Origin of the sequence: Myxococcus sp. AB025B, assembly GCF_006518215.1 — a bacterium.
Classification (GTDB): domain Bacteria; phylum Myxococcota; class Myxococcia; order Myxococcales; family Myxococcaceae; genus Myxococcus; species Myxococcus fulvus.
Genome location: NZ_SRLW01000330.1, coordinates 1 through 10,731, shown reverse-complemented (window position 1 = coordinate 10,731; position 10,731 = coordinate 1). Strand labels below are relative to the sequence as shown.

The window sequence follows — 10,731 nt, the reverse complement described above, 5'->3', positions numbered from 1 at the left end:
CGCCCGCCCCGCCACCTGGGTCAACAGGTGAAAGGTCCGCTCGGCGGCCCGGAAGTCGGGAATGGCCAGGGACGTGTCCGCCATGACGACACACACCAGCGTCACGCCCGGGAAGTCGTGCCCCTTGGCCACCATCTGCGTGCCCACCAGCACGTCCAGCTCCCGGCGGGCGAACGAGGCCAGCAGCTCCGTCAGCCGCTCCGCGCTGGTGGCCGAGTCCCGGTCCAGCCGCGCCACCCGCGCGTTCGGGATGCGCTCGACGACCTCCGCCTCCACCCGCTCCGTGCCGATGCCCAGCTTCAGGATGGGGCCCGTGCACTCCAGGCACCGCTCGGGCACGGGCATCGTCAGCCCACAGTAGTGGCACACCACCCGGTTCTGCGAGCGGTGGTGCGTCAGGCACACGTCGCACGAGGTGCACTTGAGCGACAGGCCGCACACCTCGCACAGGAGCACCGTGCTGTGGCCCCGGCGGTTCAGGAACAGGATGACCTGCTGGCCCTTGGCGAGCGTCTCCTCCATGGCCTGCAGCAGCGGCGGGCTCAGGATGGGCGCCTCCTCCGTCACGATGCCCTCGCGGGGGCGCTCCTGACGCAGGTCCACCAGCTCGATGGAGGGCATGGGCCGGTCATCCACCCGCCGCTTCAGCTCGAGCAGCCGATAGCGCCCCTTCTTGACGTTCTCCAGCGTCTCCAGCGCCGGCGTGGCCGAGCCCAGCACCACCACCGCGCTGGCCTGCTTGCCGCGCACGACGGCCAAATCGCGCGCCTGGTAGCGCAGGCTGTCGTCCTGCTTGAAGGACGGGTCGTGCTCCTCGTCCACGACGATGAGCCCCAGGTTCTCCACCGGGGCGAACACCGCCGAGCGCACACCCACCGCAATCTTCACCTCGCCCCGACGCAGGGCCTGCCAGTGGAACAGCCGCTCGCGGTCCTTCAGCGCCGAGTGCAGCACCGCCACCTCCGCGCCGAAGCGGCTGCGGAAGCGGCCCACCAGCTGCGGCGTCAGGGCAATCTCCGGCACCAGGATGAGGCTGCTCTTGCCCAGGGACAGCGCGTGCTCGGCCGCGCGCAGGTACACCTCCGTCTTGCCGCTGCCCGTCACGCCGTGCAGGAGGAAGGGCTGGAACGCGCCCGCGTCCAGGGCGCCGCGCAGCTGCTCACCGGCGGCGGCCTGCTCGGGCGTGAGGCGGTCGGGGCGGCCTTGAATCAGCCCCTCCTTCACGCCCGCCTCCAGCTTCTTCTCCTCGATGCGCACGAGGCCCTTGGTGGCCAGGCTCTTGAGGTGCGCTCTCGCGCCGGGAATCGCGTGGCTCACCTCCTCCAGCGGGGCGCTGCCGCCCACGGCCAAGAGGTACGCGAGCGCGGCGGACTGGGCATGCGCGCGCGCGAGCGCCGCGGGCACTTCGTTGACGAGCGCCACCGCGAACTGCTGCACCTCCGGCTGGGCCTCCTTGCCGTCCACGGGCTTGGACAACCCCGGAGGCAGCGCGCCGCGGATGACCTCGCCCAGGGGGTAGCGGTAGTGCTCGGCCGCGAAGCGCAGGAGCGCGATGAGGTCCTTGGGCAGGGACGGCGAGTCCTCCAGCACGCGCTGGATGGGCTTGAGCCGGACCTTCTCGCCCAGCGTCACGGTGGAGGGGCCCAGGTAGAAGCCGAGCGCGGTGCCTCGACCGAAGGGCACGAGCACGCGCTGCCCCGGGGCCAGGTTCCCCAGGAGGGCCTCCGGCACGGAGTAGGTGAATTCACCCCGGACGGGGCGGGCCACGGCGACGGAGGCCAGGACGGGAGGGTGCTCGCTCACTGCGAACGCCACTGTAGCGGCCTGTTCCGGTTGGGACAGTTCCCGGCGACGTCTCGCACCCAAGGTACGCAGCGGGATGGAACCCCTGGTGGAGGCCTCCTCCGCGTCGTCCGCCGTCGGCTCGTCCCACAACGGTCGCTGTTCCATGGCGCTCCCTTCGACCCACCGCCCCTGCCCCGTCCGTCCTGCTACCGGGGGTCCACAGTGCCAGGGCTGTCTGACATGGGCGTCCCCAGGGACGTGGGTCGTCCGGCGCCAGCGCGCGCCCGCCCACCACCCGTCCGGGCGTGCGAGCCGTCCGACTCCGGCACGTGGACCTCAGCGCCGACCGAGCCGAGGCACCAGCCGCCGCAGTCCCTCCAGCGGCCGGCGCAGATAGGCGCGCTGGGCCTGCACCACGACCTGGATTTCGGTCCCGCGTCCGTCGCCGCTGATGATGTCGAGCCTGCCGCCGACCTTCTCGGCGCGCTCGCGCATGCCGCGCAAGCCCCAGTGCCCGGCGCGCCCGCCCCGCTCCAGCGTGGCCATGTCGATGCCGCGGCCGTCGTCACGCACGCACAGCCGCAACTCGGGGTCCCCGAACAGCAGACTGACCTCGACCTCGCGCGCCCGGGAGTGCACGAACGCGTTGCCGATGGCCTCGCGGCCGATGCGATAGAGCTCGTCCGCGACGAGGGGCTCCAGCGTGCGCGCCTCGCCCCGCACCACCATGCGCAGCCGAGGTCCGTCCCGCTCGTCGAGCTCTCGCGCCAGGGACGTGAAGGCCTCCGCCAGGTCGTCCTTGCTCGCGGAGGTGTCCCGCAGGGAGCTCACCCTGTCCCGGCCTTCCGTCAGCACGGAGTCCGCGCGGTCCAGCGCCGACTCGAGCCCGAGCCGCGCATCCCCGGCCGGCAGGCTCGACGTCACCACGTGCACGTTGAGCACGAGCCCCTGGATGCCCTGCAGCAGCGTGTCGTGCAGCTCCCGGGCGATGCGCTCGCGCTCCGCGTGGCGCTCCTCCAGGCGCAACCGCAGGCGCTGCGTCACGCGCCACATCCGCAGCGCGTACAGCAGCCACAAGAGCCCCGCGGCTCCGACGACACACAGCACCGCGAACGCGCGCGTCTGGAAGAAGGTCGGCGCGATGTCGAACTCGAGCGACGCGCCCTGCTCGTTCCAGACGCCGTCCTCGTTGGCCGCCATCACCTGGAAGCGGTAGTGGCCCGGTCCCAGGTTGGTGTACGTCGCCTCGCGCCGGGCCCCAGCGTCCTTCCATCCGTCATCCACGCCCTCGAGCCGGTAGCGGAAGGTGACCCGCTCCGGCATGCCCAGGCTCAGCGCCGTGTAGGCGATGCGCAGCTCGCGCGTGCGGGGCGGCAGCTCCCGTCGCGCGGTGCCCGTGTACGACGTCTCGCCAGCCGACACGGAGCGAATCATGACCGGCGGAGGCAAGGCGTTGCGCTCGATGCGGCGCGGGTCCATCCAGCCCAGGCCGTTGACGCCGGCGAACCAGAGCCGCCCGTCGCCGCCCCGCACCAGCGAGGGCAGCGGGCGGATCTGCTGCGCGCCGCCGGGCATGCCATCGTTCATGTCGAAGCGCTCGACGGGCATCACGAAGTCCGGCTCCGACAGCGCGCGGCCCAGGTCCTCCGCGGCGATGCGTGCGCCTCCCGCATGGCCGTTGAGCCACAGCGCGCCGTCGTCCGTCCTCACCAGGCCGGTGAGGCCCGTCAGCACCTCGGCCTGCGTCGCCCTCAACATCCGGAAGCGCGCGCCGTCGAACGCGGCCAGCCCCAGCGCGCCGCCCACCAGCGTGGTCTCTCCAGGGAGGATGGCCGTCACGGTGCCGGTGCGCAGGCCCTGCTCCTCGTTGAAGGAGCGCGTGTGCGCGCCCTCGACGATGACGACCTGGTTGGAGCTGTAGCCGAACCACAGGCGGCCCTGGTCATCCAGCACCGCGCGCGCGGGCGGCAGGTCCGGCAGCGCGGCGAGGCCCCCCTTCGGCGTCCAGGTCTCCCCATCCAGGCGGTACACCGTCGAGGCGCGGAAGGACACCCACAGCCGGCCCTCGGCGTCGCGCGCGATGGCCTGGATGCGCTGCCCCTCTTCCTGCTCGGGGCGGGAGAGGGTCTCCACCTGGCCGGTCTCCGGGTCGAAGCGCCAGAAGCCCGACGAGCCGCCCAGGAGCAGGCGCCCGTCCGAGTCCAGCAAGGTGGCGGTCATCTCCCCTTCGATGCCGGGCACGCGGACCGGGGATGCCTCCAACCGCCACCAGAGGTCGGTGTTGCGCACCCGCATGGCGGAGCCCGACCACACGCGGCCCTGACGGTCCGCCACGAGCGCGAAGTAGCTCGTATGCGCGGGGAAGCGCAGGGTGGCGACGTCATTGCGCCGGAAGCGGTCCAGGCCGAGCTGGGTGCCGACCCAGAGGTTGCCCTCGCGGTCCCGGAACAGCGTCATGGCCGCGTCCGACGAGAGCCCCTCGCGAGCACCGAAGACGTCGGTCGCCTCGCTGCGCCGCACGAACCGCCCCGCCTCGAAGGGCTTCGCGACCCGGCAGATACCGCCTGACCGACACCCGACGAGCCAGCAGGAGCCATCCCGGTCGAAGGCCGAGATCAACGCGTGGCTGCTCCACGCATCGGCGGGAACGTGGGCCGAGGGCTCCGGAAACCCAGGTCCACGAAGAGGGCTGGCGCCGCGCTCGTCGTACCGCCAGAGGCTCCCATCGTGGCCCAGGGACAAGGCCTGAACGGTGGGGCCGTCGTACTCCACGCGCTCGAAGCGACGGGTCCCCGGTCGCAGCACATACACGCCGCTCGAGCCCACCATCCACAACGCGCCGCTCACGTCCTGGAGGCTGTCGGACCATTCGTCCTCCGGCAGCCCCCAGCGAGCGTCCGCACGCGACCAGCCGCCCTCCTCGAAGACATGCAGGCCCTGGGGCGTATGGGCCCAGGCACGCCCGTCGCCGTCCTCGTCGAAGGACTCCACGGGCTTGCCCTCGGGCAGCCCGCCCGGGTCGAAGTGGCGCACCTCGCCGCCCGCCTCGAGGACACTCGCGCCGCCGAAGGAGTAGCCGACCCAGAGGTCGCCGTTGCGCAGGGCCTGGAGCACGCCCACCGAGCGCGACGCGGTGCTGCCCTCGGGCAGCAGGTCGTGGCGCTCGAAGTGGACGCCGTCGAAGCGGTACAGCCCCGACGCCGTGCCCAACCACAGCCAGCCATCGCGCGTCTGCGCCATGGCCCAGATTCCGGCGGGCGCGCCGTCCTTCTGGGTCCACGCCGTGTGATGGAAGTCCTGGAGCGTGGTGTTCCGGGGCGCCTGGGCCCACGCCACCGACGACGTCAGGACGAGCGCGAGCACAAGCCCACGGAGTCGTCCGCTTCCCTCATCCCATCGTACCGGCCCGGGGGTGGCCTGGCCCCCGTCACACCCTGGTCGAACACCCATCGGGTCGCACCATAGAACGAGTCCCCACCCCGGCCAGGGCACACGTGACACGCGGGCTCCAACGTGAAGCCGGTCGGTTCGCCCGAGGCCTGGCTGGCACGAGGGCGAGCGTTTCACCCGGTGCTCGGCGGAGGCCCCGGGAGGTGAGGCTCGCTCCAGGGATGGCGCGCCGCGGAGGCGCCTGACTTCAGAGCAGGCGGACGGCACGAGCGGGATGACGGACCCGCGCGGGGTGAGCCCGGACTACAGTCCCTGACGCATGAGCGTGAGCATCGAGAGCCTGAGGCCGGAGCTGTTGGGACAGGTGGGCCCGATGTGCGCGCGTGCCTTCGATGACTACCCGTTCCTCGCGGAGCTCTTCCCCGGGCCCTCCGAGCGCCGGGCGCGGGTGTCGGCCGGGTTCTATCGGACCACCGTGGAGGACTGCCTCGCGCACGGCGTGGTGCATGCCACCGTCGAGGACGGACGGCTCACGGGCGTGGCGGCGTGGTTGAGGCCGGGCGGCTTCCCCCAGTCACTCGGGCGCCAGGCCGTCTTCCTGCCCACGGTCTGGGCCGGGCTGCGGTACTTCCCAGGACGCGCGCGGCTGGCCCTCCAGGCGCTGGCGAGGCTGGAGCGCTACCACCCGCACACGCCGCCCCACTGGTACCTGGCCACCATCGCCGTGGACCCGGCGCACCAGGGCAAGGGCGTGGGCGCGCGGTTGATGCGCGCGGGGCTGACGCTGGCCGAGGAGACCCGCGCGCCGTGCTTCCTCGAGACGGCCAAGGCCTCCAACCGCGACTGGTATCAGGGCTTCGGCTTCGACCTGCGGCGCACCGAGCCCTGCTTCGACGGCGGCCCGCCGCAGTGGTTCATGTGGCGCCCCGCGCCCGCGCACGAGGCGCCCCGAGCTGACTCCGAGGTCGCCCGGAGCACCTGGGGCGCATAGCAGGACGCACCCGCGAGCATCTCGCGCGAGGTGGCGGTCCGCCGACGAGCGACACACCCCTGCGTGCGCGAAGCACGTCGAGCGAGGGACCTCGCCCGCGCGCGAGGGGGCTCCCGACAAACGCCGCACCTCCTCACGCGCGGCACCGGGCTCGACGCTCATCCGTCCACGGCCGTCGGGCCCGATGCGAAGCCGCGCGACAGCACCTCCCGCTCAAAGCTCACGGGCGAGCACGGCCCCGTCACCGCGCGGCTACGCTCCGGTCACCTTGCGCCACGCGGGGCGGCCGCTGATGCGCTCCCACCACGCGGCCACGTGCTTGTGCTCGGCCAGCAGGGCCTTCTCCTCGTCGAAGGTGAGGAAGAACGTCAGGTCCGGCAGCCACGCCACCTCCGCGAGCGAGAAGCTGTCACCCGCGAGGAACGGCTGCTTCGCCAGCACCGGGTCGAGGATGGCGAACACCTTCGCCACGCCCTGACGCCCCTCGGCCACGCGGGCCTCGTCCACCGGGCCGCCGCCCATGTGCGGCTTGAAGAGCCGCTCCCACGACACCTTGAAGGCCGAGGGAGAGAAGTAGCACTGCTCCACGCTGAGGTACTGCTCCATCAAGCCGTAGGCCTTCGGCGCCGCCGGCGTGAGCGACGGCCCCGGCAGCACGCGGTCCAGGTAGCGGATGATGGCGCGCGACTCGTACAGCATGAAGCCGTCATCGTCCTCGAGCGTCGGGATGACGCCGAACGGATGCCGCGCGAAATGCGCCGGCGACTTGTGCTCGCCCTTCGTCAGGTCGACGAGCACGAGCTCCGCCTCGCGCCCCTTCTCCGCCAGCGTGGCGAGGACCTTGCGCGTACAGGTGCTCAGCGGATGGCCAAAGACCTTCATGTGCGTTCCTCCGTCAGTGGGCCGGCGGACAGCGACCGGACGGGCGTGACTCTTCAACGCGCCACCGGAACGTCGCAAGCGAGTCGTAAGGAACACCCGGCACCGCCCTCGCGCCTCGCCGTGACGCGTCAACGTCTCCGGCGAGGGGAGCGGTGTCTGGCTACGGCGTGAAGAGCTTTTCGGGCACGGTGGCCCGGGTGTCGCCCTTCAGCGCGGTGAAGCGCACGGCGCGCTGGTCTCCACGCCACACCTCGATGGTGCGCGGCATGGCCTCACCCACCGCGGGCGAGTTGTAGTCGAGGAAGCGCACGTCCCAGGCCACCTTCGCCGCGTCCGTGTAGCGCAGCCGCGCGGGGCGGAACGAGTCCTTGTACACCCAGAACTGGGGACGGTTCTCCCCCTGCTCGCCGAGCACGTACGCCACCTCTCCGCTGAAGCGCGCCAGGCCCGTGCGCGTCGTGTCGACGCCCAGCCCCTGCAGGTACTGCTGCACCGACTCCTTGAGCTGCTGCACCGGGCCGCCGCCCGCGGCGAACAGCGGGCACACCTGCGCGACGAGCACCGACAGGGACGCAATCTCGTTGCCCTCCAGCCGGCGACGCCCCGCCACCTGCACCACCGCGGAGCGCGCGTTGCCCTCCGGCACGGACGCCTCGAAGCGGCAGCGCCCCGGCATGCGCAGGTACAGCACGCCGTCTCCCTGCACGTCGGGACGGTCCGTCGCCGCGCCCAGCGCGGAGCCGGCCTCCTTCACCGCGGGACCATGGAAGCTCAAGGAGCCCTCCGCGCGCAGCCCGGACAGCTTGAGCTCGTCGCGCTCGGTCACCATGCGCCGGAGGATGGAGCCTCCGGGCAGCACGTAGGCGAAAGCGGTGAAGGACAGCAGGACTGCGACGAGTGCGACGATGCGCTTCACGGCTTCTCCGTCTTCACGACCTCACGCAGGTACTCGAGCAGCCCGCCCCGGAGCTCGGGGCGCTTGAGCGCGTAGGCGATGTTCGCCTTGAGGTACCCCACCTTGTCGCCCGCGTCATAGCGCTGACCCTTGAATTTGTAGCCCAAGAGACCGTGCGACTGCTGCAGCGTGGCCAGCCCGTCGGTGAGCTGGATTTCCCCGCCGACCCCGGGAGTCTGCTTCTCCAGGATGGGGAAGATCTCAGGCGGCAGCACATAGCGGCCGATGACGGCGAGGTTGGAGGGGGCGGTGCCCTTCTTGGGCTTCTCCACCACGCGGTCGATGCGGATGACGCCGTCGCCCAGGTCCGTGCCCGCGGCGATGCCGTACATGTGCGTCTCGTCGTCGGGAACTTCCATCAGCGCGATGACGGCCTGGTTGTACTTGCGGAACACGCGGGCGAGCTGGCGGATGCCCGGCTCCTCGGCGTCGATCATGTCGTCGCCCAGGAGGACACCGAAGGGCTCGTCACCGATGGCGCTCCTGGCGCAGAGCACCGCGTGGCCCAGGCCCTTGGGCTCCTTCTGGCGGATGCTGACCACGCGCACCAGGTCCGCGATGGCGCGCAGCTTGTCGGCGTCCGCCGTCTTGCCGCGGGCGCGCAGGGTGGTCTCCAGCTCGAAGCCGATGTCGAAGTGGTCCTCGATGGCGCCCTTGCCGCGGCCATTGATGAGGACGACATCCTCGATGCCGGCGGACACGGCCTCCTCCACGATGTACTGGAGGGTGGGCGTGTCGACGATGGGGAGCATCTCCTTGGGCACCGACTTGGTGGCCGGCAGGAAACGCGTGCCCAGCCCGGCTGCCGGGATGACACACTTGCGGATGAGGGACTCTGCCTTCGGTGTGTTGGCGGACATGAGGGCAGCGAATCTATTGGCGCCCTTCCCCCCCATCAAGCTGGTTAGGATGGCCATCCCATGTCGCTCCGTCCCGTCGTCCTGTTGTTGGCTGTGTGTGTCTCCACCGCCGCTTCCGCCCAGCCCTCCGAGGACCTGAGGGACATCATGAGCGCGCGCGCCTATGGCATGGGGGGCGCGTACCGGGCCCTGGGGTTGGGCACGGAGGCGGTGCTGGGCAACCCCGCCGCCATGGCGCTGTGGCCGGCCTACCGCTTCGAGGGCACGGGCGCGTGGGACACGGCGCTCAAGGAGGGCATGCTCGGCATCTCCGTCATCGACGGGGCCACCAGCAAGCTGGCCATGGGGGTGGACTACCACTGGGTCAGCCTGGGCCGGGGCGGCGCTCGCACCAGCGCGCATCTGAGCTCGCTGGGCGTGGGGTTCCCACTGACCCCGGGCATCCTGATTGGTGGCGTGGCGCGGTACCTGCGCATGAGCGGCACGGGGCGATATGCCAACTCGGTGACAGTGGACACGGGCGTGCTGATGCGGCTGTCGCAGTCGTTCGTGGCCGGCGTGTCGGGGCACAACCTCATCAACACCGACAACGTGGAGCTGTCGCGCTACTACACGGGCCACATCGGCATCATGTCGGGGATGTTGACGCTGGCCGGTGACGTGCGCGCGGACTTCGAGACGGACGACAAGACGACGCTCACGTACGCGGGGGGGCTGGAGTACCTGATGGGGATGCAGGTGCCCATTCGCGCCGGCTATTCGTATGACGGCTTCACGCGCACGTCGCGGCTGAGCACGGGCCTGGGCTTCATGACGGAGCAGGGCGGCGGGCTGGACATCGCGTACCGGCACGAGCTGGGTGGGGAGAAGAGCCGCATGCTGGCGCTCACCCTCCGCCTGCAGGTGAATTGAGGCCTCAGCGCGAGGGGTCGCGCAGCGCGAGGTAGCGCTCGGACGCGGCGAAGCGCAGCAGCTCCACCAGCTCCGGGTCCTGGGAGCGGCGGGAGCGAATCACCGTGACGGCGGGGCCCACGCCGCCGCAGGCCACCAGGCCCGCGCGGTTGGCGGAGTCGCGCGCGGCGTCCGCGAGGGCGGAGGCGTTGAAGTCGCGGGTGCCGGGCTCGAGCAGCTCCAGGGTGCGCTCCAGGGCGCGCGGGGACAGCGCGTCGCGCACGAGGCGCGCGTCGGCGCTGGAGTCCTTGGGGTCCTTGAGGACGGTGGACAACAGGGCGAGGGCGCGCAGGAGCTGGGCGCCCTTGAGCGCGCGCAGGGCGAGCAGGTCCGGGGAGAGGGACAGCAGGGCGCGGCCGGCGTGGAAGCGCAGCTCGGCGGCGGGCAGGGGCTGGCGGATGGCGGCGCGGCCGACGAGCAGGCGCGGCTTGTCGGTGTGGACGGCGGTGAAGGGCGGGCCGTCGTCGTCGGCGAGCACGAGCTCCGGCAGGTTCATCGCGAGGATGCGCGCGGAGGTGTGGAGCGCGTCGAGGACGGCGGGCGCGCCGGGGCCGGCGACGGCGCGCAGGGGCTCGGAGGCGTCCGCGGCGCGGCCCTGGGCGGGGAACAGGCGGCACAGGGCGATGCCGGCGCAGGCGAGCAGCTCGCCCGAGGCGGTGCGCAGGCCCGGGTGACGCAGGCCCGCGCGCTCGTCGCCGGTGAGGGGTGGACGCTGGAGGCGGGGGGCGGGCGTTTCGCGACCGGCGAGGGCCTCGACGATTTCGCGCATGAGGACGGCGCGGGGGGCGTCGCCTCGGGTGTCGAAGAAGTCGGCGAGCTGCTCGTAGGTGGCGGTGTCGAGCGGGCGCTCGCGGAGCTGGCGGAAGACCTCGGGTTCGGTGTCCGAGGCGGGAGCCGGCTCGGGGACGACGATGGGG

General features: G+C 71.9%; 7 protein-coding genes and 1 pseudogene. 2 read left to right on the top strand and 6 right to left on the bottom strand.

Features of this window, described 5'->3' with window-relative positions:
- Window positions 1-1,950: primosomal protein N' (priA, locus tag FL311_RS36255; RefSeq protein ID WP_141332254.1), on the bottom strand; the 1,950-nt coding region annotated here is incomplete at its 3' end.
- Window positions 1,951-2,121: 171 nt separating this feature from the next.
- Window positions 2,122-5,148, bottom strand: coding sequence for a sensor histidine kinase (locus FL311_RS36250; protein ID WP_194869506.1), 3,027 nt, complete (start codon window positions 5,146-5,148; stop codon window positions 2,122-2,124).
- Between the two features lie 346 nt (window positions 5,149-5,494).
- On the opposite strand from FL311_RS36250, the gene FL311_RS36245 reads away from it, so the two are divergent.
- On the top strand, window positions 5,495-6,166 hold the full coding sequence (locus FL311_RS36245; RefSeq protein WP_141332252.1) for an N-acetyltransferase: 672 nt from the start codon (window positions 5,495-5,497) through the stop codon (window positions 6,164-6,166).
- Window positions 6,167-6,418: 252 nt separating this feature from the next.
- Here the strand turns inward: FL311_RS36245 and FL311_RS36240 are convergent, their stop codons facing one another.
- From FL311_RS36240 to galU, 3 genes are all read right to left on the bottom strand, one after another.
- Window positions 6,419-7,048 carry a glutathione S-transferase family protein gene (locus tag FL311_RS36240; RefSeq protein WP_141332251.1) on the bottom strand — a complete coding sequence of 210 codons (630 nt, stop codon included), beginning with the start codon at window positions 7,046-7,048 and terminating at the stop codon, window positions 6,419-6,421.
- Between the two features lie 160 nt (window positions 7,049-7,208).
- On the bottom strand, window positions 7,209-7,964 hold the full coding sequence (locus FL311_RS36235) for a hypothetical protein (RefSeq protein WP_141332250.1): 756 nt from the start codon (window positions 7,962-7,964) through the stop codon (window positions 7,209-7,211).
- On the bottom strand, window positions 7,961-8,863 hold the full coding sequence (gene galU / locus FL311_RS36230; protein ID WP_141332249.1) for a UTP--glucose-1-phosphate uridylyltransferase GalU: 903 nt from the start codon (window positions 8,861-8,863) through the stop codon (window positions 7,961-7,963). The genes FL311_RS36235 and galU overlap by 4 nt, the downstream gene beginning before the upstream one ends.
- 60 nt (window positions 8,864-8,923) lie before the next feature.
- On the opposite strand from galU, the gene FL311_RS36225 reads away from it, so the two are divergent.
- A complete protein-coding gene (locus FL311_RS36225; RefSeq protein WP_141332248.1) occupies window positions 8,924-9,775 on the top strand; it encodes a hypothetical protein in 852 nt (283 codons plus the stop codon).
- A 4-nt stretch (window positions 9,776-9,779) separates the two neighbouring features.
- Here the strand turns inward: FL311_RS36225 and FL311_RS44440 are convergent.
- A pseudogene (locus FL311_RS44440) lies at window positions 9,780-10,731 on the bottom strand (hypothetical protein); the annotation flags it as partial.